Annotated in this window: 22 protein-coding genes; 13 read left to right on the forward strand and 9 right to left on the reverse strand. The window is 49.9% G+C overall.

Translation table 11 applies throughout. The annotated features are described in order from the left end of the window. Both AC0QH1_RS29175 and AC0QH1_RS29180 read left to right on the forward strand, forming a co-directional pair. The coding region (locus tag AC0QH1_RS29175) for an efflux RND transporter periplasmic adaptor subunit (RefSeq protein ID WP_324634954.1) at positions 1-1,396 on the forward strand (1,396 nt) is incomplete at its 5' end. Between the two features lie 288 nt (positions 1,397-1,684). Further along, a complete protein-coding gene (locus AC0QH1_RS29180; protein WP_324634955.1) occupies positions 1,685-2,902 on the forward strand; it encodes an ABC transporter permease in 1,218 nt (405 codons plus the stop codon). A gap of 261 nt (positions 2,903-3,163) precedes the next feature. Here AC0QH1_RS29180 and AC0QH1_RS29185 read toward each other — a convergent pair whose 3' ends face one another. The 3 genes from AC0QH1_RS29185 to acsF all read right to left on the reverse strand — a co-directional run bounded on the left by AC0QH1_RS29185 (position 3,164) and on the right by acsF (position 5,510). After that, a complete protein-coding gene (locus tag AC0QH1_RS29185) occupies positions 3,164-3,367 on the reverse strand; it encodes a hypothetical protein (protein ID WP_324634956.1) in 204 nt (67 codons plus the stop codon). Between the two features lie 88 nt (positions 3,368-3,455). Further along, a complete protein-coding gene (locus tag AC0QH1_RS29190; RefSeq protein WP_324634957.1) occupies positions 3,456-4,232 on the reverse strand; it encodes a hypothetical protein in 777 nt (258 codons plus the stop codon). A gap of 201 nt (positions 4,233-4,433) precedes the next feature. Then, the gene (acsF, locus tag AC0QH1_RS29195; RefSeq protein ID WP_324634958.1) at positions 4,434-5,510 is read right to left on the reverse strand and encodes a magnesium-protoporphyrin IX monomethyl ester (oxidative) cyclase; all 1,077 of its coding nucleotides are present in this window, start codon (positions 5,508-5,510) and stop codon (positions 4,434-4,436) included. 327 nt (positions 5,511-5,837) lie between these two features. Between acsF and AC0QH1_RS29200 the strand changes: the two genes are divergently transcribed. Beyond that, complete coding sequence (locus tag AC0QH1_RS29200) at positions 5,838-7,289, forward strand: protein kinase domain-containing protein (protein ID WP_324634974.1); 1,452 nt, start codon at positions 5,838-5,840, stop codon at positions 7,287-7,289. A 21-nt stretch (positions 7,290-7,310) separates the two neighbouring features. Here the strand turns inward: AC0QH1_RS29200 and AC0QH1_RS29205 are convergent, their stop codons facing one another. The 4 genes from AC0QH1_RS29205 to AC0QH1_RS29220 form a co-directional block, all read right to left on the reverse strand. Then, complete coding sequence (locus tag AC0QH1_RS29205) at positions 7,311-7,775, reverse strand: DUF2996 domain-containing protein (protein ID WP_324634959.1); 465 nt, start codon at positions 7,773-7,775, stop codon at positions 7,311-7,313. Positions 7,776-7,792: 17 nt separating this feature from the next. Beyond that, positions 7,793-8,680: a hypothetical protein gene (locus AC0QH1_RS29210; RefSeq protein ID WP_324634960.1), complete on the reverse strand. Its 888-nt coding sequence runs from the start codon at positions 8,678-8,680 to the stop codon at positions 7,793-7,795. 102 nt (positions 8,681-8,782) lie between these two features. After that, complete coding sequence (locus AC0QH1_RS29215) at positions 8,783-9,301, reverse strand: hypothetical protein (protein WP_442957387.1); 519 nt, start codon at positions 9,299-9,301, stop codon at positions 8,783-8,785. A 319-nt stretch (positions 9,302-9,620) separates the two neighbouring features. After that, positions 9,621-12,980 carry an ATP-binding protein gene (locus tag AC0QH1_RS29220; RefSeq protein ID WP_324634961.1) on the reverse strand — a complete coding sequence of 1,120 codons (3,360 nt, stop codon included), beginning with the start codon at positions 12,978-12,980 and terminating at the stop codon, positions 9,621-9,623. Positions 12,981-13,030: 50 nt separating this feature from the next. On the opposite strand from AC0QH1_RS29220, the gene AC0QH1_RS29225 reads away from it, so the two are divergent. Next, the gene (locus AC0QH1_RS29225; protein ID WP_324634962.1) at positions 13,031-13,168 is read left to right on the forward strand and encodes a hypothetical protein; all 138 of its coding nucleotides are present in this window, start codon (positions 13,031-13,033) and stop codon (positions 13,166-13,168) included. Between the two features lie 353 nt (positions 13,169-13,521). Here the strand turns inward: AC0QH1_RS29225 and AC0QH1_RS29230 are convergent, their stop codons facing one another. Then, entirely contained in the window at positions 13,522-15,978 is a 2,457-nt protein-coding gene (locus tag AC0QH1_RS29230) for a PP2C family protein-serine/threonine phosphatase (protein ID WP_324634963.1), read from the reverse strand. A gap of 329 nt (positions 15,979-16,307) precedes the next feature. On the opposite strand from AC0QH1_RS29230, the gene ndhM reads away from it, so the two are divergent. Continuing rightward, positions 16,308-16,643, forward strand: a complete 336-nt coding sequence (gene ndhM / locus AC0QH1_RS29235; protein WP_324634964.1) for an NAD(P)H-quinone oxidoreductase subunit M — start codon at positions 16,308-16,310, stop codon at positions 16,641-16,643. A 310-nt stretch (positions 16,644-16,953) separates the two neighbouring features. Here the strand turns inward: ndhM and AC0QH1_RS29240 are convergent, their stop codons facing one another. Next, positions 16,954-18,180, reverse strand: coding sequence for an ATP-binding protein (locus AC0QH1_RS29240; RefSeq protein ID WP_324634965.1), 1,227 nt, complete (start codon positions 18,178-18,180; stop codon positions 16,954-16,956). A 510-nt stretch (positions 18,181-18,690) separates the two neighbouring features. On the opposite strand from AC0QH1_RS29240, the gene AC0QH1_RS29245 reads away from it, so the two are divergent. From AC0QH1_RS29245 to AC0QH1_RS29280, 8 genes are all read left to right on the forward strand, one after another. Continuing rightward, a complete protein-coding gene (locus tag AC0QH1_RS29245) occupies positions 18,691-19,623 on the forward strand; it encodes a hypothetical protein (protein ID WP_324634966.1) in 933 nt (310 codons plus the stop codon). Positions 19,624-19,936: 313 nt separating this feature from the next. After that, positions 19,937-20,446, forward strand: coding sequence for a hypothetical protein (locus AC0QH1_RS29250; RefSeq protein WP_324634967.1), 510 nt, complete (start codon positions 19,937-19,939; stop codon positions 20,444-20,446). A 294-nt stretch (positions 20,447-20,740) separates the two neighbouring features. Then, positions 20,741-20,932 (forward strand): hypothetical protein, encoded by a 192-nt coding sequence (locus AC0QH1_RS29255; RefSeq protein WP_324634968.1) that lies wholly within the window; start codon positions 20,741-20,743, stop codon positions 20,930-20,932. 24 nt (positions 20,933-20,956) lie between these two features. Then, positions 20,957-21,313, forward strand: a complete 357-nt coding sequence (locus tag AC0QH1_RS29260) for a PQQ-dependent sugar dehydrogenase (protein WP_324634969.1) — start codon at positions 20,957-20,959, stop codon at positions 21,311-21,313. Between the two features lie 142 nt (positions 21,314-21,455). Continuing rightward, complete coding sequence (locus AC0QH1_RS29265) at positions 21,456-22,466, forward strand: pentapeptide repeat-containing protein (protein ID WP_324634970.1); 1,011 nt, start codon at positions 21,456-21,458, stop codon at positions 22,464-22,466. Positions 22,467-23,110: 644 nt separating this feature from the next. Further along, positions 23,111-23,275, forward strand: a complete 165-nt coding sequence (locus AC0QH1_RS29270; RefSeq protein ID WP_324634971.1) for a hypothetical protein — start codon at positions 23,111-23,113, stop codon at positions 23,273-23,275. 117 nt (positions 23,276-23,392) lie between these two features. Further along, a complete protein-coding gene (locus AC0QH1_RS29275) occupies positions 23,393-23,881 on the forward strand; it encodes a hypothetical protein (protein ID WP_324634972.1) in 489 nt (162 codons plus the stop codon). A gap of 433 nt (positions 23,882-24,314) precedes the next feature. Further along, on the forward strand, positions 24,315-26,159 hold the full coding sequence (locus tag AC0QH1_RS29280) for a PQQ-dependent sugar dehydrogenase (RefSeq protein WP_324634973.1): 1,845 nt from the start codon (positions 24,315-24,317) through the stop codon (positions 26,157-26,159). Positions 26,160-26,372 lie beyond the last annotated feature (213 nt).

The raw sequence follows: 26,372 nt of genomic DNA on the forward strand, positions 1-26,372 counted from the left end.
CGCGCGAGTGAGCCAACTGCGCGCCGGTAATCGTCCGCAAGAAATTGCCCAAGCCCGCGCCCGCCTCGAACAAGCCCAAGCGCGACTGAGCCAACTGCGCGCCGGTAATCGTCCGCAAGAAATCGCCCAAGCCCGCGCCCGCCTCGAACAAGCCCGCGCGCGACTCGATGCCCTGCGTTCCGGAAGCCGCCAGCAGGAAATCGACCAAGCCCAAGCGCAAATCGAACAAGCCCAAGCCACTTTAGCCCTTAGCGAAGAACGGCTGCAGCGCAATCAGCAATTAGTCAATGAAGGAGCGATTTCGCGCGATCGCTTCGATGAAGTGGTCACCGAATACCGCCGCGCCACCGCTAACCTAGAGCGACTGCAAGACCGATTAGAACAACTCAAAGAAAGTCGCATCGAGGCGATCGAACAAGCCGAAGCCCAAGTCGCAGAAGCGCGAGAAGCCTTAGAACTGCAGCAAAGCGGCGCGCGTCCCGAAGAAATTACCCGCGCCGAAGCCGAAGTGCAAGAAGCCCGGGAAGCCTTAGAACTGCAGCAAAGCGGCGCGCGTCCCGAAGAAATTACCCGCGCCGAAGCCGAAGTACAAGAAGCCCGGGAAGCCTTAGAACTGCAGCAAAGCGGCGCGCGTCCGGAAGAAATCTCCCGCGCCGAAGCCGAAGTGCGCGAAGCCCTGCAAGCCTTAGCCTTGCAAGAAATCGGCGCGCGTCCGGAAGAAATCTCCCGCGCCGAAGCAGAAGTGAAAGAAGCCGAAGCGCAATTAGAAGCCGCAGAAGTGCAGTTAGAAGATACCATCGTCCGCGCCCCGTTTGCCGGTCAGATTACCCAGCGCTATGCCACCGAAGGGGCATTCGTCACTCCCACCACCTCCGCCTCCAGCGCCGGCAGTGCTACCTCGACTTCGATTGTCGCCCTCGCCAGGGGGTTGGAAGTGCTGGCGAAAGTGCCCGAAGCCGATATCAGTCGGATTAAACCGGGGCAAACAGTGGAAATTGTCGCCGATGCTTATCCGGAGGAGGTGTTTGAAGGGAAAGTGAATTTAATCGCGCCGGAAGCGATTAAAGAGCAGGATGTGACGTTGTTTGAAATTCGGATAAATATTGAATCGGGAACCGATAAGCTGCAGTCGGGGATGAATGTGGATGTCACCTTTTTGGGCGATCGCCTCAACGATGCGTTGGTGGTTCCTACCGTGGCGATCGTCACCAATAAAGGCGAAACCGGGGTCTTGGTTCCCGATGACAGCGGAAAGGCTCAGTTTGTCCCGGTGACGATTGGTCCGACCATTGGCAATCAAATTCAGATTCTCAACGGTTTAGAACCGGGCGATCGCGTGTTTGTCGGTCTTCCGGAAGGGCAAAATCTGGAAGATATTCTCAACGATGAGAAGTAATATCGAGTAACCTAAAAAGGGGAAATGTCCCTGCCCGCAATTTTTGGCGCGCTTTCCCCTTTTTCCCTCAGCAACGTGCCTTTTCTATAAAAGGGGAAATGTCCCTGCCCGCAATTTTTGGCGCGCTTTCCCCTTTTTCCCTCAGCAACGTGCCTTTTCTATCCTCTGCAGAGGCGTCATAATTAAAAGAATAAGTCCGCGTCGGGGAATCGGCGAAAAGCCTCGGCAGAATTTTAATTGCCCCCTGGGATTAGCTCGAATTGACCAGAGTAGGATTGATAATTAACGGTGAACTTATTAGAAAGTGGAAAAATGGCGGCGAAAACGTTGGTCGCCAATAAGATGCGGAGTACCCTAACCATGTTAGGGATTATTATTGGGAATGCGTCGGTAATTGCCACGATTGGGGTGGGAGAGGGAGCGCAGAATTTCGTGGCGCAGCAGGTGGAATCGTTGGGGACGAATTTGTTATTTGTGATTCCGGGAAGTCCGAAAGCGCAACGACGACCGGTGACGCCGCCGCAAACGTTAGTGTTGGAAGATGCAGAAGCGATCGCCACCCAGGTTTCTTCTGTAAAAGCTGTCGCACCCCAAATTAGCAGCAACCACCGCGTGACGGCGGGAAATGCAAATACTTCCACCACGGTGGTGGGGGTGACGCCGGAATTTTTATCCGTGCGGAATTTTGATGTGGCCCAAGGTCGATTTGTGACGGAATTGGATTTAAAACGCAACCAACAAGTGGCGACGTTAGGTTCGGAATTGGCGGAGAAGTTATTTGGAAATGCCAATCCGATTGGCCAGTCAATTCGGGTGAAAAATACGTCGATTACTGTGGTCGGGGTGATGCAGCCGAAAGGTTCGACTTTCGGGCAAAATCAAGACGATACGGTGTTTGTACCTTTGACCACAATGGCGAAACAAATTGTGGGAACCAGTTCTCCTTATGGGACGAAAATTAGTTTTATTTCCGTATCGGTGGAAGATGAGGAGAAAATGAAGGCAGCGCAATTTCAGATTGAGAATTTGTTAAGGCTGCGGCATAAGATTACCGATGAAGATGATTTTACGGTTCGCAACCAAAAGGATTTGCAGGAAACCACGGGAGCGATTACCGGGGCGCTGACGGTATTGTTAGCGGCGATCGCCAGTATTTCGTTATTTGTGGGCGGGATTGGGATTATGAATATTATGCTGGTGTCGGTGACCGAGCGGACGAAAGAAATTGGCTTGCGCAAAGCCTTGGGGGCGTCACAGAGAGATATTTTAATGCAATTTGCGATCGAGGCGGTGATTTTATCCGTGGCGGGGGGTTTTTTGGGAACGGCGATCGGGGTGGGAGGAATTGTGTTAATTAGCAGTTTAACGCCTTTTGAAGCAGGGATTTCCCTCAGGGCGATTGTTATTGCCACTAGCGTTTCCGGTACTACGGGTTTAATCTTTGGTTTTTTCCCCGCCAAACGCGCCGCCCAACTCGATCCGATTGTCGCCTTGCGCGGGGCGTAGGGAGTTCAATTGGACGGGAAACCCTCTGATGTCAGAACCGAGAATTTAACTGGGGAAAGAGTTTTGAGTTTGAATGGGTGATAGGGTTGTCAATTGATAGAAGAAGTAGGGAGATGGCATGTCCTGTCCTTACCTTCTGTGTGGATAGTTATTTTTGAATAAGGGTTTGACTACCTGATTTTTAACCGAGCGATCGCCCAATAGCAAACCCCCCAACACTAACAGGTTGAGGGGGTTGACAATAATTGTTTCCGGGAATATTCATCGCATCAAATCTTCGCGCAAATCCCCGGGTTCGTTAAGCATTTCCGGAGTCACGCCCGGATCGTTGACTAATTCTCTGGGGTCTTTTTGATACCCGCCTTTCATCACCAGGTTGCGCGGGTCTACAGCATCTTGTTTGGCTGTTTTGTTCTCGGTATTTTCTGCGGGTTGTTGGGGTTTTTTGGGGGTTTCCTCACTCATAAATGATGCCTCTATTGAGTCGATCGCTTATGTTTAGGTTAGCGAGTGTTTGAGCGGAGGAACCACCCCCTACAGACAGAGATTGGAGTTAACTTCCCGGCATCCATTCCAAAACGATACCGACGCGGGTATCGTTATCGTCATCGGCATCTTGTCGCTGCAGGTCCGCCCCGATGCGAAATTGGCGGGCGATCGCATAGCCCACGGAAAAGCTTGCCACTCCCACGGTCTCATCGCTACCGATGCCCACGCGACTGTAGCCCAAAGACAAATCTGCCGCCCCAGTGCGAGAGAGGACCAACATCACTCGTCCACCCAGTTGTAACCCATCGGTGGAATAGGAATCGCCATCGATTTGACGATATCCCACCACCGGGGCAATATTAAAATAGCCGCCTAGGGGAAGCAGATAGTAGCGTAACTCGGCACCGCCACTGGAGCGATCGCCCTCGCCACTGGCATAATAATCGCCACTGAGAGTTAAACCGGTACCGCCCAAAAACAGGTCTTCCACCCCCACATTAAAGCCACTGGCATCGTCATTTGAGGGTTCTCGAGCGTATCCCACCCGCACCCGGGTGCGAAAGCTCGGATCCGAGCGAATTTCTTGCAAAACATTGGGGGTTTCTTTCAACCAGCGCTGTAGGACCGGACTGCTTTCGATGATTTCCGGACTGAGGTCGAGTTCTTGTGGGGTGCGAACCGAGGTGGGTTGGGGTAGGGCTTCAGATTCTTGGGCGGATAAGGTACCCCCACCGAGGAGGATGCCGCCGCACAGAGTCAGACCCAGCAAACGGGCGATCGCAGTTAGGGGTTTAAACGCCCGGACACTGCTTTTACCAGGAAACTGTATTTTTTTGTCCATTAAAAAAACCGATGAATGGCGCGGATTGAGACCAATACTCAATCTTACATCTTTGTGTTAAAATCGACTTGACAATTGCCCCAAAATGTGAATCGGGACAATTGGCTAACCCCACTTAATTAGACAAACAAAAACGGCTCTGCAAGCAGCAGAGCCGTCAGACGAAACAACAGAGGAGCGAAACCGGAAAACTAAGTTAACTTAACGAACTGCCCCTTCCATAGATGCTGCGTCGATTGGCTTGAGGAAATAAAGCCGCAGCAGATGCCAGCCATTGGATAAATAAAGGGGAAGTTTCTGGAAAAACTGCAAGAACTTGGGCTTATTGGAACTTGCAATTTCTGCTAGTTTAGCATTATTTTCGGTGCAAGTGTCCAATCGCGAGAAAAACTCTGGATGGTCCACATCCAAAATCACCGGGAACACCCGTCCGGCAGTTTCGTTCGTCTTGCGGATCACATAAACGTCGTATTCGCGGGCATCCAGACCGATCGCCTTGTAGAACCCGGAACGCTGAATATCGTTCAGGAACATGGTTGCAAAGACGGAGAGCAAAAAGAAACGGCACCACAGCTTTGCTTTCCAATCATTCAAGAAGGAAGGCTGAGCCTTCATCAGGGCATCAAAGAAGTCGCCGTGACGGTTTTCATCCTGACACCAATTTTCAAAGAAGCGGAAAATCGGATAAATGCAATCTTGCGGATTCTTCTCTAAGTGACGATAAATCGTGATATAGCGCCAGTATCCAATCTTTTCGGACAGATAGGTAGCGTAGAAGATGAATTTTGGCTTAAAGAAGGTGTATTTCTTGCTCTTGGTCAAAAATCCCAAATCCAGGGACAGGCGGAAATCGGACATTGCCTTGTTGAGGAAGCCGGCGTGACGGGCCTCATCGCGAGACATCAGGGCAAAGCACTCTGCCAACACGGGATTTTTGCCTTTGAGTTTGCGAGAGAGTTCTTTGTAAAGCAGGAATCCGGAAAACTCGGCGGTGCAGGATCGTTCCAGGAACTCCACAAACAGGCGGCGAGTTTCGCCATCCACATGGTCCCAGGATTGTTCGAACTGTTCGTCGCGGACGAAATGATGACGGTTGTAGTCGGCGCGGAATTCTTCGAGGATGGCGCGGAGTTCATCTTCGTTGGGAGAAATGTCCATCCGAGCCATTTCGTCGAAGTCGGTGGTGTAGAAGCGGGGTGTCAGGATGGTTTCCTTAGCCGGAATTTTGACCCCATCTCGCATTTCTTCAAACGCTGGTTTTTTTAGGGAATCTACCATAGGTGTGGGTGTTGTCTTCTTATGAGTGTTCTACAGCAACGAGGGTGACGCTGAGTCCAAGAGTGCGGTGGGTTGCTTTGGCCGATAAAGGCCGTGCTTCCCTTGAGCGAAGTTGTTTGACGAACGTTAGTTTAACAGTGTAACAGGGGATGACCTCAGAAAAGAAGGTCAAGCTGGATAAAAATATATCAACTTTTGTAACGCGGCAAGTCACAGGATTGAGAATTGAGAATTGAAAATTAAGAATTGACAATTTTAGCTGAAAGCCAGTGGCGGGGTGGTTGTGCCAACATTAAAGAAACAGAATCCGCACTATTGCTTCTTTCTATGAGTTTCTGCTTAAATCCCAATTGCCAGAAGCCCCAAAACCCAGACTCTGCCCATTTTTGCATCAATTGTGGGGCAAAATTACTCTTAGGCGATCGCTACCGAGCCATCCACCCCCTAGGTGCTGGAGGTTTCGGCAGAACCTTCCTGGGAGTCGATGAGTATAAACCCTCAAAACCCCGCTGCGCCATCAAACAATTTCATCCCGATCGCGGCAGCAACAACAACTCCGAGAAAGCGGCGCAACTATTTCGCCAAGAAGCCATCCGACTCGAACAACTGGGGCAACATCCGCAAATTCCTGACCTGCTGGCTACCTTCGAGCAGGAGGAACGCCAGTATCTCGTCCAAGAATTCATCGACGGACAAGACCTCGCTGAAGAATTGGCCCTCGGCGGTACCTTCGACGAAACCCAAATTCGCCAACTCTTAAACGACTTGCTGCCCGTACTGCAATTCGTCCACGAACGGCAAGTCATTCATCGAGATATCAAACCGGAAAATATCATTCGCGATCGCCGCGATCGGCCCTTAGTTCTCGTAGACTTTGGCTCTTCAAAAGTTGCCACCGGTACCAGTTTAAGCCGCAGTGGCACCGTCATTGGCTCCGCCGGTTATGCCGCTCCCGAACAAGCCCTGGGAAAAGCCACCTTTGCCAGCGATATTTACAGTCTCGGCGTCACCTGCATTCACCTGCTCACCCACATCGAACCGTTCGACCTATTCGATACCCGCGAAGGATGCTGGGTGTGGCGAGATTACTTAGTAGATAATCCACTCAGCGATCGCCTCGGACAAATCCTGGACAAAATGCTGCAACATCCCCTGGGACGACGCTATCACACCGCAGCAGAGGTCTTGGAAGATTTAAACGCCCCCGAGACCCCCGCCGAAGTGCGCCCCAGTTCGCGCCCCTCGGCGTCCCATGCCTTGGAAACCAGCCGCCCCCAAGCCCTCGTCAATTTGGGCGACGAGCGAAGCAAACGTGTGAGTCTGAGTTACCTGCTGTGGGCGGCTGGATTATGCGGGTTGGGCGGGTTGCATCGGTTTTACAATGGCAAAATCGTCACGGGCGTGCTCTGGTTTTGCACGGGAAGCCTGTTTGGGGTGGGTCAAGTGCTCGACGTGTTCCTGATTCCGGGCATGGTGGAGAACTATCAAAGCAAACTCAGAGGCAAACTGGGGGTGTCCGCCTCTGGGGTTCCCCTCCCTGTACAAAATGCGATCGCCCAAAACATCTCCCCGCAAAATCCCAACGAACTGATGGTCAAACTGGTGAAAGCTGCCCAAGCCAGAGGCGGCAAACTCTCCGTCACCCAAGCCGTCATCGATACCGACGTCGGCTTTAGCGAAGTGGAAGCTGTACTGACGGAAATGGTCTCCTCTGGCTATGTCAGCGTAGAAAACGACCCCGTAACCGGCATCGTCATTTATCGGTTCAACGAACTATAACTAACCTCTTTCCCCCGAGGCTTAATTCCAGGTCAGCCACTTCTGACCGTTGAGCCGCTGTACCACATAAAACACCAGCAACTTTAGGTCAATCTTGCGCTCGTCAATCAAGAACGGCTCGATGGTACTCGGGACGTTGGATCGCTCGAAGCAGGCAAAGGCAAGCTGCCCTTTAATATCCTCATCGGGAAAATACACCCGAAAGTGTCGTTGCCCACCAAACCAATCCCCTTGCACTTGCGCCCATTCTGAGTCCGAACTCATCCCCGCAAGGCTTACCTTCTGCTTTGACAAGCTTACGGTGATGTCCTCTAAGCCTTCTGCCACAAGGGCTTCTTTCAGGGCGGGCAAATAGTGCTGCTCGATGAACTCCCCAAATGGCTTGTCCTCTAGCTTGGGTGGCTTCTCCTTTTTCTTGGCTGCCGCTTTGGCGGGGGGCTTTTTCTCAGTGGAATTTTCGGGTTTCGGATTCTTTTCTTCGGCCATTGATGCTCGATCCTCAGTTAAATCTCTGCAACAGCTCGCTCGATTAAGCGATGAGCTAGGGTTTGAATCCCCGTATGCTCATAGTAATTCGTGGACATGTCAAGAAATGCCGCTACATAGTCCAATTTATCATCAGAAATTTCTATGAACTTCTGCAGGTTGGCGGCTACCTTCTCGGGGGTTAAGCCCCGGGAGGCGACGAAATTACTCATCCATCCGGAGGTGGCGGCAAAGCTTTCGCCGATAAAGCCGAGTTGTCCCTCGGTACTCGACCCGGGAATCATGCTGCTGAGACGCTCGAACATCGGGTTTTCTTGTAGCTGGGAGGGCTGCAACCCACTGAGGATGGATTGCGCTTTCATAATGAAGTCCGGCCCGAGGGGAATTAGCCCGTCGAAGCACACTAGGGCTGCCATCCGCATCAGGGACTCTCCGCCATAGTCTCCCAGGGCGTTGGCAAAGTCTCCTATGCTGTCGCCGGGAATGCCGTTAATCTGGCAAAAGGCAATCAGTTCGGCAACTAATTTTAAGGATAAATCGATGGTTTGCGCTTTGTCGGCTTTCGGGGTAAGCCGATTTAAAAACCCGAGAAAGTTGATTTTTTCTCCGACTTTGTTGGCTAAGGCGGCGGCCCCGAGAGTACCGCCAAAACTATCTATGGTTTGGTACAACCATAAGGCGCGTTGATATCCTTCGGATTTGTCGTTGTACAGGTAAATGGCCCGATCGCCAATTTGTTGGATGAACTCTTCGTCGGTTTCTCCGGTTACGCTGCGAATGGTGTTTTCAAACCCGACTAGGTTATCCCATTCTCCAGGTACTACAAAGTCGAGCGATCGCAGTACGTACACCGTAACGTTATTTTTCGGCAGTTCATCGACTAATTCATAAATCGGTTTGCTCACGTTTAACTCCTTCTTTTCCCAACAAGGTTCCAGTTTGCTTCAGTTTCATGCGGCTTTTCTCTTGTGCAGTTCTCAATTCAACTGTCGCAACAACTGTATGGTTTATTTCAGTTGTCGCAATCCGTTTAAGTTGAATTTTTGCAGCCACGCTTCGCGATCGCTGGCGCTAAATGACGGATCGCGCGATTGCACTTTCACTTGGAAGCGATCGCCCACTAACACCGCCGTTCCCTTTGACCCGACGCTCACCGCCGGATACCCGCCAATCGTCTGCGTGCTATTCTGGAATTTTCGCACCGCATTCGGGTTATTGGCAGTATCTGAAATCGACAACATGGCTACTTCTTTCCCTCCTCGCTTCAATTTCGCTTCGGCAAACCCTCGTTTCTCTTGGGCGTACACTCGCTGGTATTCCCCGGCGGCGGAGGGGAAAAATTTATTAAACTGTCCTCCCGCTACCGATTCCCCCGCTGAGGTTCGGTTGCGCGCCACTTGGGTACTCTCCTGCTGCGCGCCCTCCCACCGGGAGGTTTGCTGCGGTTGCGTACAACCACCCACAAGCAACAACAGGGCGAGTAAACCGGATAATATTATCTGACGACTGCGCGATATTCTCATCATTGTTTCTTCTCCAGCATTTGCCACGGATTACCTGTTATTTTACTGGCTATTCCCCAAAATACAGGAGTCTGTCCGGCGATCGCTCTTCTTTTCTCTGGGCTTTTCCCCAACCTCTCTCGGTTATTCTTTCCCTCGCGCTGTCGCTGATGATTTTATTGATGTCGTTTGCAATCCCCTCGGTTCGCTTCAACCACGGGCATTCTCGCTTACCTACTCTCCAGCAATGGTAAAATTCAACCCTTCAATTCAACCCGATCAAAACTTTGATATGAAATTCAATTTTAAACCCAGGATTTTTAATCAGGTATTTTTCAAGTTATTACCTGCATTTTGCCAGATAAAAAATAGCAGCCTTGTCGTTGGGGTTGATTTTCAAGACTTTCTGAAAAAGAAGATAAGCTTGTGCTTGTCTTTGTTTGTGAAACATAAAAACCGCTTCTTCAAATAAGCTTTTAGTGGTTTGCTTCAAAGATTGATGCTCGATAGAATCTCCATCAAACACTTCAAACACAGAAACCGAGGAGCTTTTGCCTTTTACATTGACACAATCTAAGAAGCGATAGTTATACTCAGAAAAATCTGCTACTTGACATAAAGTTTGTCCGCTAATAATAAGAGTAGCACCATAAATTTTCGTCAAGCCTTCCAAGCGGGATGCTAAATTAACTGCATCTGCGATCGCAGTGCTTTCCATGCGTTCCCGTTCGCCAATCGTTCCTAACATCAGACAGCCGGTATGCACTCCGATACCAATTGCAATCGGAACGCGCTCGTATTGTTGTCGATACTCATTATAGAGCTGCAATTGTTCCTGCATGGCAATTGCTCCTCGAATCGCATCATCTACTGATTCTGGAAACAGCGCCATAACAGAATCTCCAATATATTTGTCAATGAAGCCATTATTAGCTCGAATCACCGGACTCACGCGACTTAAATAATCATTAATAAAATTAAAATTTTCTTCCGGAGACATAGCTTCTGATAGACTAGTAAAAGAGCGAATATCCGAAAACATAACCGTCATTTCCTTCTCGATGTGGTCTCCTAACTTAACATCCACAATGCTTTCATATCCGAGAAAGCGAAGAAAATCATGGGGGACAAACCGCGCGTAGGCTTTATTAATTTGCGTCAACCGAATGTGAGTTTTAATGCGCGCTAATAATTCAGCTTTGGAAAAAGGTTTGGTTAAATAATCGTTAGCCCCTGCAGTAAATCCTTTCACTAAATCGGTGGATTGATTTTTGGCGGTTAACATCACAATCGGCAATTCACTGGCTAAAAATGTTTCTCTCAGTTTTTGGCAAACTTCATAGCCGGTCATCCGGGGCATCATTACATCGAGTAAGATTAAATCTGGCTTAAACCCTTTTTCGATAATTTGTAAAGCTTCCGCACCATTGGTCGCATATTCGAGAGAATACTGCGCTAAAGAAAGTTGATTTTCCAACACTTTCAAATTGATAATTTCGTCATCGACCACTAAAATTTTAAACGCTTCGAGGGAACAAAAAAGAGGGGGTGATGTGGATAAAGTAAAAAATTCTTCCTCATCATTAATAACTGAAGTTGGGGGTGAGCTATTATCCATTTGCGAAACCGCAGAAAAGTCTTGTCCTTGTTGAGTAGAAATGGGTAGGGTAAAGTGAAACGTCGAGCCGACGCCTACCGTCGATCGCACCCAAATGCTTCCCCCGTGCAATTCTACTAATTTTTTGGTTAAGGTTAAACCTAAGCCGGTACCGCCGTATTTTCGGGATGTAGACCCATCCGCCTGTTCAAAGGATTCAAAAATTTGTTCTAATTTCCTCTCTGGAATCCCAATCCCCATATCAGTAATCGTCACCCGCGCTTGGGGAAATTTTTCAGCAGTAATCGGCTTATAATTGGGAATAACAACCCCCGCCGATGTGACTAACTGTGCTGAAATTTCGATGCTTCCTTCTTCTGTAAATTTAATCGCATTTCCCACGAGATTGTAAAAAATCTGTTGCAGGCGATTTTCATCCCCATCGACTAAGGGAAAGTCGGGAGGAATTGAGTTGATGAGCTGTAAGGATTTATGACCTAAGAGTACCTGGGAAGTTTTTAGCACGATGTCAACAATAGCGCGCAAACCCACTGGCTTAATTTGCAGCTCGAGATTTTTGTGTCTGAGTTTGGAAAAATCTAAGATATCATTAATTAAGTTGGAGAGTCTTTTGCCACTCAAGACAATCATCAGGAGGTTGCTGCGGATGCGATCGGGTAATTGCCCGCCTGCACTATCAATTAATGATTCGGCAATGCCGATGATACCATTGAGGGGGGTCCGCAGTTCGTGAGAGGTGTTGGCTAAAAATTCGTCTTTGAGTTCGTTGAGATGCTTTAAATCGGCATTTTTGCTTTCTAACGCAGCAAAGGCTTCTTGCAACTGTAGCGCCATCCGATTAAAGGCTTTTGCCAGAACCCCTAATTCATCAGAACGCTCTAGATTTACTGTCTGGTCGAATTCGCCTTTTGACAAGGCAGTAGCGGCGGTTTTGAGTTGCAAAATGGGTTGGACGATCCAATGGGTGGTGAGCAGTCCTGCTGAGGTTGCTAGGAGGAGTGCAGCTACACAAAGGAATAGGGTGAGTCGAGTATTTTCATAAATTTTTTCCATGAAATCGGATTCGGGAACTACCACAACAATCAGCCAATCTAGACCGAATTCGTCTTGAAATGCATTCACTTGAACGAAGTGTCGCTGACCTTCTAGCTTAAAGGCGAGTTGGTGTTGCTGGCGAATATGAGTTAATTCGCCAAAATTATTGGTTAAATATTGGGCTGTATGGCGGATTAATGGGTGGTTGACTTCTGTTGCCAATCGTCGCTCTAGTTTTTGCGTGGTAGAATTTTTGAAAAAGGGTTTTTCGCCTGTGGAACTGGCAACTAATAATCCGGACCGTTCTATAATAAATGTTTCGCCAGAACGGCCAATTTCTAACCCTTGCAAAAAATTAGCAAAGTGAGAAATTTTTAAATCTACGGAGAGAACTCCCTGAAGTTTGCCTTGGTTGTCATAAAAGGGTTCGACAAAAGGCATTCCCAAACTGGGATAAGCAGAATAGGGATAGATGTCTCCCCAAGTGGGCTGACCGGCTTGCACGGCATTTCTGTACCAGGGGCGAATTTTTGTGTTGTGGTAATCGCCAATGGTGATGAGTTCTACACGCTGACCTTGGGGATTGGTGGCGTAAATTTTGTAGTCACCTGCAACAAAGTTATCGGTGGCTTCAATAATTAAACTGCCGTCATCTTGCCGACCTGCAGATGCTAATCCACCGGCTTCGTTGCCAAAGTAAATGTAGCTCACTGCTTGGTCGAAGATTTGAAGCTGATTCCAAAAGTATTTTTCTAAGTCGGCTTGTTTGAGTTGTAAGGAATTATCGCGAATTCTTTGGGCCGTGATTTGATTGATTACACTGGGAATGGTTAAATAATCTTGCAGTTTTTGTTCGATGCGATCGCTGATTTCTCCTTGTAACTGAAATGCCAGCTCTTCCACTGCCTCTTGACCATTTTTAAAGGACAAATATCCCACCAGTCCGACGGCTGTAAAAATTTGCAGGAGAAATGGCACAACCAGGATAACGCGAAGCGGGACTTTTCTAGACAGACGGGAAAGGGAGTGGTTCCGGAACTGAGAAAACATACTGAATTGCCCATTTTTAAGCAAGATTAGCGGATTTTAAACGAGAACTGATGCCCGAGGAGTCTGCCTATGTGGTGCGTTCTCGCGATCGCCATAAGTTGGCTTTGGTTGCGCGATCGCGACCTGAAGGAGTTCCGAGGGGAGTGGTCCGCCCATTGTTAACGCCGCGATCGCCATCTGCTGTTTGATTCTATCCCTATCCCTCCACAAGAGTCTCTCTATTTTTCTACCTACTTGCATATTTCGTTATCAAACCACACGGATGCCAAATTCGGGGGTTCTCGGTCTCCACAAGTCGGGGAAAACCATGTCTCAGTGCGGATAGCTTTCCTCGCCAATTTGGCATTGAACCGATCGCGCTTCGGTTCAGCGCACTCCACTCAGACTCAGCAAATGCAGAGTCTTTCCAGACATCGGTTTGCCAAGCGAATTTTCTATAATATTGCAATTTAACCGTTTAATGCAACGGGGGTTTTGCCCCAAATGTGGCCGCTTTAGCCCTGGGGAGAGAATTTTGCGGGTAGAAGCGATCGCCCCTCCCCTAGGGTTGAGAGTCCATCTGCTGAGATTCCGGGGGTATGGAGGATTCCCCCTTGATGCATCCCTGGGTATGTTCGTCGGTAAGGGTGGGATTGAATAACACCACAGAGCGATCCAACAAAAACTCTTGAATCCACCCCAAGTCTCCCTCGCGAATCCGGGGCTGGGTTTCGGGTTCGGATCTGGGTGAAGGTTCCGCAGGGGGAGAGTCCTCTACCGTCGGTGAGGGAGAAGCCTGTTCCACAATTACCTCCGGTTCTTCCACCACGACAGAGGAGGTGTCCCCTTCTGTCGGGATGAAACAAACTTCGAGGCGCACCCAGGGATCTTCTCCTTCGTCATATTGCTTATAACTAACCTGTAGCACACTTCCGGGAGGGAGGATGCCCAGCTCGTTAGCGGGGATTTCCGCGCCAGGTTGTTGGAGTAATACGAGAGAAGTGTTGTTGTTGCCAGTATCGATAATGGAATCGCGAATTTGGAGGAAATCGCCAACGTTCAGCGCCGGACTTACATCATTGAACTCCGGGGTTGATGTGGCAGGGAGAGGAGAATTTGTGGACTCCTCACCCATTTGCAAGGGAAACTGGGGAAAGGTTTTGAACCCTTCGGTGAGAAACCAAGCGGCAGCCCCAAGTCCGAGCAGTAATAGGATAGCGAGTACCAGGGGGACGGAGAAAGGCGATCGCCGGCTGGGTGGTATCAATTTGGTGTCGGCATTGTTGGCGGGGAGTGCGGTATCCTCCTCATGGGCGGGCATGGCGGTTTCCGAGGCGAGGAAATCCACCGGCGGCACCTCATCGAGTTGCGCCACCAAATGATTCGGGTCGATACCTGCTTGGCGAATCGGCTCGACTTGACAGTAAACCACCGCTACCGTGACGTTATCGTGACCGTTATGAAAATTGCCGATATCGAGGAGTTTGGTAACGGCGCGCGCTACCGTGAGTTCGCCGGTTAAAATGGGGAGAATTTCGGTTTCCCAATATTGCTCCACGCGATCGTTGTCGCTTAACCCATCGGAGCACAAGAGAAACACGCTATCTTCATCGATGATAAAGCGCTGCACTGAGGGATGGAGTAAGGAGGAGGAATTCATCCCCAAGGCTTGAATTAAAGAGCCAGCAGCACCTTGTTGCAAAGCGTCGCGGTAGAGGGCGTAGCCTAAGCGCACTTCGCGCGAGGCGACATCATCATCCAAGGTGACTTGACGACAGCCGGTGCGGGTAATCCAGTAGGCGCGACTATCTCCGATGTGGTTGATGTAGAGTTCGTGGTGACGGGCCAATGCCATAACCAGAGTAGTGCCCATGCGCTGTCGTCCTTGGCGCTGCTGGCTATCGTTTTGTTCGGAAATTAGGTCGTTGGCGATCGCGCTGGCCCGTTCTAATTCGGCGATCGGGATTTGCGGATCCAGGTCTTCGGGATTTCTTCCCAGGAGATTGACGATGCGCTGTTGTACGGCTTCGATCGCTAGGTTGGATGCCACATTGCCCCCTTCATGTCCGCCAATCCCATCGCAGACGATCGCTAACGCTTCGGCCCCGGGGGTGGCGTTGGTGTGGCTGTCGCTGGGGGGATAGCAGGCGTCTTCGTTGCGGCGACGGGTGGGTCCTTGGTCCGTGCGGGTGGCGATGTGATAGGTGCGTTTGTGCAGTTTCGCGCAGATAACCAGGGCGCGATCGAGTAAGGCAATCAGTTGAGGGGCGGTTTTTACTTCCACGCGCACCAGCATCTGGCAGAGTCGCTCGAGATAAGGTGCGATCGAGCCATTGGCAGTGCTGACCCATCCACTCCACAGTTGCCCTAGTTCGTACAAGGGCGGGTTTGCTGGTGTATTCTCTAACTCTAACAGCCGCAAAATTGACCCTTCCACCCGCAGTAAGGCAGGGTTTAACAAGCTCGCCGCCACCCCCTGTTTGCTCGCCGGTTGCCATAAAGAAGCGATTTGCCACAACCAATTGAGCTGGCGCATGGGGGAAGCACTTTCCCAGCTTTCGGCAAGGGTGGGCATCAGCTTCGGATGGGCAATTTCGGTGGCGCTGTCCCCATTGGGGGCGGGGAGGATGGTCCCTTGGGGATAGATGGGGGCGTCCTCCAACAGCCAAATCTGCTCTTCAGGGCGCGTTGAGGATTGCGGCAACCTGCCGTACACTTGGGGCACCTGTAGCCGATGGGGAATCAATCGCAAATACGGCACAATGGTTTCGGGAATCTCCACCGGCATTTCCGGCAAGACTCCCGGTTTGGTGTCCAGCAGGATCCGGTCTCGCTTGCGGACGTAGCGATCGGCTAAAATGTCCCCCACCCTATAGTTTTCCAGTTCCGCCGCACCGATCGCCCATAAGTACCTTTTGGGCAGGGGCGTGCCGCATTTTTGGCAAAACTTTTGCGTCTCGGGATTGGGGGTTTGACAGGTGTAGTTTGGGCAATATATGGTCGCCGCTGTTTTTTGCATGGAGTTTCCTCGCGCCTGAAAGCTGTTTTGGTGCAGCTAAATTTGGGAACACACTACCCTCACCCAACTTAGCTTATTCTAAAATCGCTTTGTTGGTGTGCCATCTCCCCGATTTTAACCCTTTGTGACTCGCCCGTTAACCCCCACTACTGCGGAGAATCTTCCCCGGGATAGAAATCAACGGGCGGGTTAAAGACGCCACAGCCGTTTTTTCAGGTTGGCTGTGCTCGTTTGCCGTATCTTCTCAGAAAAATCCGCTTTTCCTGGAGCTGAGGCTTGACGCCGCTTTACAATTAAAAACACTATCTTATCGCGAAAGAATCTATTCCATGCTCAAGTCAACAACCCGTCACATTCGGATTTTTACCGCTGAGGTTCAGGATAACGAGTTCGTACCCCGGGATGATTTGCTCACCCTGGATGTGGATCCCGATAACGAGCTAACTTGGAACGAGAATAGCTTGCAAAAGGTTTACCAGAAGTTCGATGAGTTGGTCGAACTGTACGATGGTGAGGAGTTAACCGAGTACAATCTGCGCCGTATCGGTTCGGATCTGGAGCATTTCGTGCGATCGCTCCTCCAACAAGGGGAAGTCAGCTACAACCTCAACAGTCGGGTTCTCAACTACAGTTTGGGTCTGCCCCAGGTGACGCCGGAAGAATAATATCTTCTCCCCTCGATTGGTCTGCAAAAGCCCCACACCTGAAAAGGGTGGGGCTAACTGCCCGCCGACACGGGCTATTTTTTGGCCAATTCTCCACAGCGGATATCACAGGGTCATTCCCTGTGCTAACAATCAGCGCGATTGCTAACCCTAAACCATTAGGATAAACCCCCTCGTCTCCCGATTCACCAGCGCAAGGGACGCAGGGGTTCTCTCCGGGGGCGGAAAAACGGGATGGGCGATCGCAATTGATGACCCATTAGTTAATATAGACTGAAAACACCCGGTTTCTCATCTGTGCTTCACTCCCTCAAACAAAGCGGTGGGTGAATTCATACCTCATGTCGATTCGTCCTTTGCGTAAAACTGCCGGGTCTAACCGTTCTGTGGTATTGCAAGTCATCAAAAATACTAGCTTTTGTTGCGACTGAATCCCATTGTCGTCAATCACGCTCTGATATAAGGTGCCATCGAGCAAGCTGAGAATATGCTCGGTTTTATTGCTCCGTTGCGCGGTTTCGCTGGAACGATTTTGCGCTAAGTTATCGGCTTCGTTGATAATAATGCAAATTCGCTCTAAATAACTCGGCGGCACGAAATTTTCTACCGCATCGTGGTCGAGAATAAAAATAGCATACCCCAGGGGCACTAAAATTTCTTTGGCCACGGCTTGGGTCCAGGCGGTTTTGCCAGTTCCGGGTTCGCCGTGAACTAGAATCGCTAGTTGATTTTGGGTTAAAATCGCCTCTTGTACTTTGTCGCTAAAAACTTGAATGTCGGTGGGAAAGGTGCGGATGGGAAATTCGCTGTGCAGTTGTCCCACTCGACTTTGATAGCCACTGAGCATGATGGCTAAATTATAGGTGGATTTGTTGATTAGCGATCGCAAATCTGGGGCGATTAAACTATAGCGGCGTTGATTTCTCCCGGAATTCTGCACCCGCCCAAGTTGCTCGATTTGCAGCCAGATTTCTTGTTTGCTCCAATAGGCAAATACCATTCCCATTGTTTCGATTCGATCCCAATTCACAAACCGCTCGACCGGATAATAAAAATGCCGGTCTTGATAGGTTTGGGTAATGATATCCGGCGTTTCCAATAAATTGAGGATTTTAAACAGGGTAATTTCCTGCAACCGACGCAATACATAATCAATGGGAATGCTGTCGCGACTGACTAACTGAATCACTGGGGATTCTGCCGTTAGTATGTCGCTGTTTCGATAGTTCGGGCCGGCGGGTTCTGGAGTAATGTAATCCCAAAAATCATCGATGTCCCCGCGCGTGTAATCGGAAAATAAATTGAAAAAATTCGCCCACCAGTCATAGTTTTTTCGCCCTAATGCATCCGCAATATCGCTGGCAACATCTAGGCTTTTATGGGTGAGTTCTAAAGGGTCATTAAAGACGAGATGAAAGAAATAACCCCAGTCAAATTCCCGCGATAAAGGTCGCCAACCAGCCCCGAGCAATCCTCGGTCTTGATTGGCATGGCGATCGCGCTCGTTGTTGGGGTTCCCAATGTTTCCAATTGCCATAATTTGCGTTCTTTCGTGGGGTTGTTCTATTCTACCATTTTTTTAATTTCCTGACATTATCCAAGTCAATTTTATCCCAATTTGCCCGGTTTTCTGTTGCTACTTTTGGCGCAACTGGCGGTGGGTTTTTCCGCCTTCACGGACTCTGTTTTCGGTTAACAAGGAAGGCTAGCGCTGCAGCATGTCGAAGTCGCTGATGTCTTTCTCTAATTTGCAGAAATTACATGACCTCGTAGAATGTTTTGATATTGATATGCTACACGCATACTACAGGGCTGTCAAGGGGGTGGGGAAAAAATTTTTTGCCCTCTACCGGGTAAGGGGCGATCGCCCCCTTGTCGGATCCGCGACCGGGGCGCATTGCAAGTTAACAACTGTGGGCAAGGGGATTTTTTCTGGGAACCGATCCGTTGCGCGATCGCCTCTGTCATTCACCGCCACTGCGCGATCGTGATAGTCTAGCGATCGCGGGGTAAAGATAGTGAATGAATTCCTCAGAGGGCACCAGCCATGCAATTATCTAAACCAGAACTCGACTTATTTTACCGCCTTTACTATTCCTTGTTAGCCTATGTCAATCAAAAATTTGGCCTAATCCCCGGACTTTATACTTCCGACGAGGTGGCCGAACTGACTGTGGCAGAACTGGATACACTCCGGCAAAATTTATATAGATACAACTATCTCTTTGAATTGTTTGCCGAAGAAAATCCCCTCAAACTTTCTGCAGCTCACGCGAACATTGTCGATGGATGGAAGAACTTTATCCGAGGAAAGTTCTATATTTATAGTTACCGCGACCCCTACGCGATTTTTATCGCCGATCGCCCCCCTTATAAAGCCTATGGCGTCTGCGCCTTAGATCGACCCTTTTCCGCTCTGGTGGGCAGTGCCTTACCCGTGATGACGGAAACTGTCTTGTTACCCTTCAACCATAAAATTATCTATGACGGTACCTTGCAGCCCTATCCATTTTACTTTGGGCGCAGCATTCGCGGCAGTCTCAGCGAAACCTATGGCAAAGCTATCGCCCAATTTGGCATTATCGAAGATTTAGAAAGCCAAGATACAAACGCGCCATCCGAACCGGAACCGACACCGGAACCCACAGAAACCGACTCTCTCGCAGACCTGAGCGATACCGAACTGCTGCAATTTTATATCAGCAGCGAGGCACATCGAGAACGATACTGGCAGGAGATTAACGAACTCATCGACCGCGATGCAAAGCTGAAATACCTGTATTTTCAGGAAATGGGCCAGCGATACGCTCAGGAGTATCGCGATCGCTGGCGAGAAATCGGTATGAAAAAAGCCTGGATTGCTCTCTTTGAAGAAATGCCTATTGCTAGCGCTGCTACTAAAGCCGAGTTGGAGGGAATTTTAAAAAAACTCCTCCCCGCCCACCAGCGAAAATTGGTGTACATCTATCGATTGAAGTAGAGCAATATCACATTAACCCATGAAAATTAATGCGGGGGATTGAAATCGCGCCTGGGCCGGCATTAGCGAAGCCATGCCCGCAGCGGGCTATACGCGGACTAAGATATTGCCGGGGCAGGAATTCCCTAAGGCGGAGTTATTGTGAGGCACGCTTGGGGGGTGCGCGGAAGGCTGCTATGGACCGATCGCCTATCCTCAGGGTAAATTAGCCTACACCATCTGCGCCTTCAGTTATCAACTTTGTTGCCTATGATGAAAAGGGCGATCGCGTAACTGAGCGATCGCAAACGTGAAAATTAAGAGGAACAAACCCATGCGATCGAGAAAGCACAAATTGAATAAGCGCAGAGTATCTATTTCTGTACTCTCCCTCTTTTTGGCAATGAATATTATTGCCTGTGGCACACCGTCGAATCCCGAGGCTAACAGCACCTCGAATAACGTATCGGCTAACTCCACCGCCGGGACTGTGGCCCAAATCGACAAGGCAAATTTAGGGCAAGAAATTGTCACCGAACCCCTATCTCCTACCCCGATTCGCATCACCTTAGAGGAGTTGCTCGAATCATTTGCCTCCGATAGCGCCTCCAAACCGCCGCAGGTGGTGGATATTCCAGCAAATCCGGTACTCAACGTGCCGAAAGGCTTCACGGTGAACCTCTATACAGACAACCTCAACAGTTCCCGCTGGTTGCAACTCACCCCTAGGGGGGATGTGCTGGTGACGGAGACGCCAGACAACCGCATTCGCCGGCTGCGCGATAGTGATGGGGATGGGGTTCAGAAGTTCGCAAACCCTTCGCCACCGCTGAAAATGGCTTAAATTTACCCTCTGGGATGGCGTTTGGGGGTACTTTTTTCTGGGGAATACGGCAGAGGTGCGGCCCTATGCTTACCGGGAAGGGCAAGAGCCACTCCAGGGAACTGGGGAAAAATTGCCGATTTGCCCGGGGAAGGGTATCGCCAGCACTGTGAACCCGTAATGTGGTGGTTTCGCCCGATGAGGACAAAATTTACCTGTCTGTAGGGTCAAAATCGAACCTGTCTCGCGAACCTTTACTCCGGGCGTCGGTGCAGGTGATGAATTTGCATGGGTCGAATAGGGATACCTTTGCTTATGGGTTGCTTCGGTCCGGTGGGATTGGATTTTCGTCCGGTGACGGGACAACTTTATGCCACGGTGAACGAACGAGATGGACTGGGGGATAATTTGGTGCCGGATTTTTTGGCTGGTTTGGATAAGGGGGAATTTTTCGGATGGCCTTATGCCTATTTGACTCCGGAATATGTGGATCCGCGTCGGATATAGAACGGAAAAAGCGAACGTCCGGAGTTGGTTAGTCAGAGTCAGACCCCTGCGGTGTTGTTTCAATCCCATTCGGCGGCTCTGGGGTTGCAATTTTACGATCGCAGCTCCTTTCCGGCAAAATATCGCAATGGGGCATTTGTGGCGTTTCGGGGCAGTTGGAATCGCGATCGCGGTATCGGTTATAAAATAGTTTTCGTTCCTTTCGATGACTCGGGAACTCCAGAGGGCTACTATGAGGACTTTCTAACCGGATTTTTGCTCCAACCTGGAGTGCCCACTACCTGGGGCCGTCCTGTGGGAGTGCTGGTAATGCCCGATGGCAGTTTGTTGTTTACTGAGGAAGGGAATAATCGGATTTATAGGGTGCAGTATGGCGGGTAGGGAATTACTTATCGGATGCAGGAGAATTGGGGGGAAATCAACACCCGCCTAGGGTCGCTGGGAGTTAAAATCCTCTGCTGTTGATGGTATTCCACCGGGTGTCCGAGGAATGCAGGTTTACCGAAACATAGAGGAACGCAAATTGGCTAGTCGAACAATTCAACACTTTCGTCGCTGGATCGGATTGGGTATGCTGTTGCTGGGGTTTGCGATCGCCGCGATCGCCTTGCCGGTGCGATCGCAATCTGCCTCTCCCGCAGTTCGCTTGATCCAAACCAACCAATGTCCCGCCTGTGACCTCCAAGGTGCCAATCTCAGCAACGCTAACCTGGTGGGGGCAAACATCAGCAGCTCTAACCTCACCGGGGCAAATCTCCTGGGCGCAGATTTGCGCGGGGCTAACTTCAGCGGTACCAATCTCACCGATGCCCGATTGGTCAATGCTGACCTGCGAGGGGCGAATCTCACGGGAGCAAATCTCAGCCGTGCAAACCTGACCAGCGCCCAACTACAAGGAGCGATTTTATTCTTAATTAACCTCTCTAATGCCGATTTAGATGAAGCCAATCTCAGCGGCACGGATTTATCCCGGATTTATTTAGAACAGGCTAATCTTAATAATAGCAATCTCAGCGGTACTAACCTCACCGGCGCAGAAATGTTTGGCGTTAATTTGAATAATGCCAATCTCAATGGTGCGATTTTGAACGGGGCGAATCTCAGTGGGGCGATGCTGCGAGAATCCGCCCTGCGCGGGGCACAAATGGAAGGGATTAGTCTGCGAAATGCCAACCTGACGAATGCTAATCTGCAAGGCGCTTTTTTACTCGAGGCAGACCTGAATAATGCGGATTTTAGCTTCGCCAATCTCACCGGGGCAATCCTGAATCAAGGGATTCTGATTCAAGCTAATTTAACCGCCGCCGATTTGACCGGCGCTTCTTTAGTCGATGCCGTTCTCACTAATGCCGATTTTACCAATGCCGTTCTCGCCGGGGCGATTATTCAAGGGGTGGAAGTCACCAATACCAATTTTAGCGGCGTGGACTTGACCCAGGTGTATTTGGAAGATGTGGATTTTCGCCAGTCTAATTTGTGTAACGCCCTGTTACCCGATGGGACAAAAGGGCCTTGTCGTCGGGGGCGCGATTAACACTGATGCAGGCAATATAAAACCGAGCCAATCCCACGCCCTCGCCAAAAACCACCCGAAAAAAGCTCAACCCGATACCTCCGCCGAGGGAAAATCACCGGAGAATCCACTATAATGATGGGAAAGGCAGGTTTCAATTCTCCCCCGGACGGGTAGGAAACCCTCATTCCCCCTTGCGCGGGAATGCCGCGTAACGCACCCGACCAGTGGAGTATAGACCCCTGGATTCCCGCTGGTTCGGGAAGGACATGCATGCTGCAACTCTCAATATTAGGAGGAAAAGGATGAAATTTAAAGACTTTATCGAATTTTTCCCTGGAGCTATTGAAGAAAATTATGTAACGCTAACGGAAGAAGAGTTAGAGGAGTTATGCAATTGACTAGAAAACTTAGATGGAAACCGCAAAACAACCCAATAAAATCTCAAACAGTGGGTTAAAAATCATCCCAAAATTAGAGATGCGGTGGTCAACTTTTCTGAATTGCCAGACCGGGAAAATGTAAGTTATCCTCGGCGTCAACCCCGCAGGGAAGCCGAAGTCTTACAAAACCTGTTTGAGCTTCGCCAATTGGAACGAAAGCAAAACGATAAAAAGTCCAAAAATAGCTAACTTTAAAACTTTCTACCCAATGCCTAAACTCAAATGTCTTTTGTACTTTATGCTCCCAACGTCCATCTGTTTGCCTTTCACCGATGGGAAATAGAAGACGCAGAAGTTGACCCGGACTATCGAGCGCATTATTTGCAAGATTGCTGTAAGGAAATTTTTCAAAGGTTTGGTATCCCGCCAGAAGCGTTCAAACTCTGAACGGTTGACTCTAATCGTCCCCTCGATATCCTCCTGGAAAGAACAACTGAGAAGAATATTCTTCTCACTGTAGAAGGTAAACTGGAAGAAAAAAAGATAACTGGCGTCGTCACTTACTTGCAGCTTTATGATAGCTATTGCCTGTATTTAAACCTGGGAATTCCCGAACTAGACGAACATCAAAACCGCACTCAGCCAGTAGATGTTTCGATTATCAATAAAATCAACCAAAATCAGCAGTTTATTTTGGAAAGTTCTATCGGGCAGGTGGTTATTTTAACCGGATGGCTCTCAAAGGAACAACAGCAAAAAACGCCAAAGGATTGGCAAAAACTGGCCGATCGCTGCGTGCAAAGTTTCCTGGAAGAATCAGGCTGCACCTCTCCCCTCTGCTATCAAGCTAACCAACTGTTTGGCAGTCCTGTTTTTGAATATGGCGACCCTCGTTATCCCGATAGATACAATACCATTTGGGTGTGGTTATTTTTCGACGAGTCAAAAGATACGGAAAAACCTTCTGCCCCCGCCGAGTTAAATCTGGTCGTTCTAGATCTAGAGTTCCTGAATTTTTTTATCGCCAAAAAGTTATCAAAAATTTTGAAATGAGTCGGAAAAATTATACAAAAACGAGCCAAAGATATAAAAAAATTAAAACCGAAGTTGAAAACATTAGAGCGCTCATCTCGCAAAGCAACCCTCACCGAAACAGATCGATGGGGACTGAAAGTCCCCGCCTCATAGCTGAAGTCGTCTTTAGACGACTCGATGCGCTAGTTCACGTCTTAGTGTTCTTTAGAGGACTTCAGCTATCAGCCAGGGATTAAAATCCCTAGCGGGTGTCGATCGAGGCGCTAGCTTATATATGAGAAATACGGGGATTAAAATCCCTGGCGGGTGTCGCTATCAATTATCTCATTATTGAGCCAAAATGGTATAACATAAATTCCAGAGGAATCGCAGTCAAAAAAGTCCGCCTACGCGGACTTTACCTATGCCTCGGCGCGATTTCAATTCCCCGCTGTCCATCCCCCGAATCATCATGGTACTCGACCTATTTCTCGACCTAGACTTCTACCGGGTCACCAATCCCGATTTAGCCACCTTAAACAACCCGCAACTGTTAACCCACCTAGAAACCACCGGACTCCAAGAAGGGCGAGAATTTTCTCCCTGGGTAGACCTAGACTTTTATCAACAGATAAATCCGGATCTAGTAACCCTAGACAACGCCCAACTCTTCACCCACCTGCAAGAGTATGGTTTGGCAGAAAACCGTCGCTTTTCCCCAGTAGTCGATTTAGAATTGTACCGCCAGACTCATCCCGATTTAGCAGACTTGGACGCCGACGAATTGTTAGGCCACCTGCAAGGGTATGGATTGGGGGAAGGACGGGTTTTTTCCCCAGTTTTTGACGTAAATTTTTATCGATCGCAATATGGGGACCTGCAAACTGCCGGCATGGACAATCGCGCCTTATATCGGCATTTTCTCCAGTGGGGAATAGCAGAAGGACGCACAGGGTCGGCGGCGTTTGACCTGACGGAGTATTTGAGGGAAAATCCCGAATTAGTCGCCGCCGGATTTGATAATTCCGAAGCGCTAGAACATTTTGCACTGAATCAGGTGATGGGAGAACTGGAGGGGAATCCTCTCGGCCCAGACAGACCGCCGGTGGAACAGGCGATCGCCAATCTCGTGCCCACGGAACCCCTAACGGCGCAACCGATTCGCATTACACCTGCGGCCCTAGCGCCACCCTTTGCCAGTGACAGTGCCTCCAACCCGGCGCAGGTAGTGCCGGTGCCCTCGGAAGCGGCGCTGCAGGTGCCCGAAGGGTTTACGGTGAATGTATTTGCCGAGAATCTCAACCGCCCGCGCTGGTTGGCGGTGACTCCCACCGGGGATCTGTTAGTGACGGAAACCCCAGACAACCAAATTCGGTTGCTGCGCGATACCGATGGAGACGGTGCGGCTGATTATACCACAATATTTGCCGATGCGAGCAACGGATTAAACCTGCCATTTGGAATGGCATTTGCGGACAATACCTTTTTTGTGGGCAATACCGGGGAAGTGTTGCGCTTTGACTACACTCCGGGGGAAGAGCGCTTAAGCGGGAGGGGAGAGGCGATCGCCGATTTGCCCGGAGAAGGATACCGACAGCACTGGACCCGCAATGTGGTGGTCTCCCCCACCGGGGACAAGCTTTATGTATCCGTGGGGTCTGAGTCCAATGTGCAGGAAGAACCATTACCCCGCGCCTCGGTACAGGTGATGAATTTGGACGGGTCGGCGCAAGAAACCTTTGCCTTTGGGTTGCGAAACCCGGTGGGCCTGGATTTTCATCCGCTGACGGGTCAGTTATATACTACAGTCAACGAACGCGATGGACTCGGGGATGATTTGGTGCCCGACTTTTTCACTGGATTGAGTGCCGGTGAGTTTTATGGGTGGCCCTATGCCTATTTCACCCCGGACCGACTGGATCCGAGGCGATCGCTCGACCCCAACAGCGCCGCCGCGCAATGGGTGGCGGGGACTCAAACCCCAGACGTGCTGTTTCAGGCGCATTCGGCGGCCCTGGGCCTCCAGTTTTACGATGGGGACACCTTCCCCCCGGCGTATCGCAATGGGGCGTTTGTCGCCTTTCGGGGGAGTTGGAACCGCAATACCCCCACCGGTTACAAATTGGTGTTCGTGCCCTTTGATGAGGCGGGCAATCCCCAAGGGGAGTATCGGGATTTCTTGACTGGGTTTCTCCTGAGTGAAGACCCGCCCCAGACTTGGGGACGCCCTACTGGGTTGTTGGTTCATCCCGATGGCAGTTTGTTATTTACTGAGGAGGAGAACAATCGGATTTACCGGGTGCAATATACGGGTTGATTGGCGATTGGCGAGTGGCGAGGGAGTTGCGGCCTTAACCGCCACTTGGGTTAAGGTGTGGTTAAAAGGGGTATGATTTTGCTCTCGATGCTGTTAAAATGATTCCCTATGGAGAATTGAGGATTAAGTCAGCACTCCGCTCTAAAGAGACGGGGCTTCTAGCCCCTGACTTTAGGTAGCTGACCAGCCTAAGCCCTACGAGGGCTACGTTCA

The sequence above is a fragment of the Phormidium sp. CCY1219 genome (genome assembly GCF_055795085.1).

Bases quoted from the DNA above. Each gene is read 5' to 3' on its own strand.
- AC0QH1_RS29185 (WP_324634956.1), bottom strand. From the start codon at position 3,367: ATGAGTGAGGAAACCCCCAAAAAACCCCAACAACCCGCAGAAAATACC.
- AC0QH1_RS29190 (WP_324634957.1), bottom strand. From the start codon at position 4,232: ATGGACAAAAAAATACAGTTTCCTGGTAAAAGCAGTGTCCGGGCGTTT.
- acsF (WP_324634958.1), bottom strand. From the start codon at position 5,510: ATGGTAGATTCCCTAAAAAAACCAGCGTTTGAAGAAATGCGAGATGGG.
- AC0QH1_RS29200 (WP_324634974.1), top strand. From the start codon at position 5,838: ATGAGTTTCTGCTTAAATCCCAATTGCCAGAAGCCCCAAAACCCAGAC.
- AC0QH1_RS29205 (WP_324634959.1), bottom strand. From the start codon at position 7,775: ATGGCCGAAGAAAAGAATCCGAAACCCGAAAATTCCACTGAGAAAAAG.
- AC0QH1_RS29215 (WP_442957387.1), bottom strand. From the start codon at position 9,301: ATGATGAGAATATCGCGCAGTCGTCAGATAATATTATCCGGTTTACTC.
- AC0QH1_RS29220 (WP_324634961.1), bottom strand. From the start codon at position 12,980: ATGTTTTCTCAGTTCCGGAACCACTCCCTTTCCCGTCTGTCTAGAAAA.
- AC0QH1_RS29225 (WP_324634962.1), top strand. From the start codon at position 13,031: ATGCCCGAGGAGTCTGCCTATGTGGTGCGTTCTCGCGATCGCCATAAG.
- AC0QH1_RS29230 (WP_324634963.1), bottom strand. From the start codon at position 15,978: ATGCAAAAAACAGCGGCGACCATATATTGCCCAAACTACACCTGTCAA.
- ndhM (WP_324634964.1), top strand. From the start codon at position 16,308: ATGCTCAAGTCAACAACCCGTCACATTCGGATTTTTACCGCTGAGGTT.
- AC0QH1_RS29240 (WP_324634965.1), bottom strand. From the start codon at position 18,180: ATGGCAATTGGAAACATTGGGAACCCCAACAACGAGCGCGATCGCCAT.
- AC0QH1_RS29245 (WP_324634966.1), top strand. From the start codon at position 18,691: ATGCAATTATCTAAACCAGAACTCGACTTATTTTACCGCCTTTACTAT.
- AC0QH1_RS29250 (WP_324634967.1), top strand. From the start codon at position 19,937: ATGCGATCGAGAAAGCACAAATTGAATAAGCGCAGAGTATCTATTTCT.
- AC0QH1_RS29255 (WP_324634968.1), top strand. From the start codon at position 20,741: ATGGGTTGCTTCGGTCCGGTGGGATTGGATTTTCGTCCGGTGACGGGA.
- AC0QH1_RS29270 (WP_324634971.1), top strand. From the start codon at position 23,111: ATGTCTTTTGTACTTTATGCTCCCAACGTCCATCTGTTTGCCTTTCAC.
- AC0QH1_RS29280 (WP_324634973.1), top strand. From the start codon at position 24,315: ATGGTACTCGACCTATTTCTCGACCTAGACTTCTACCGGGTCACCAAT.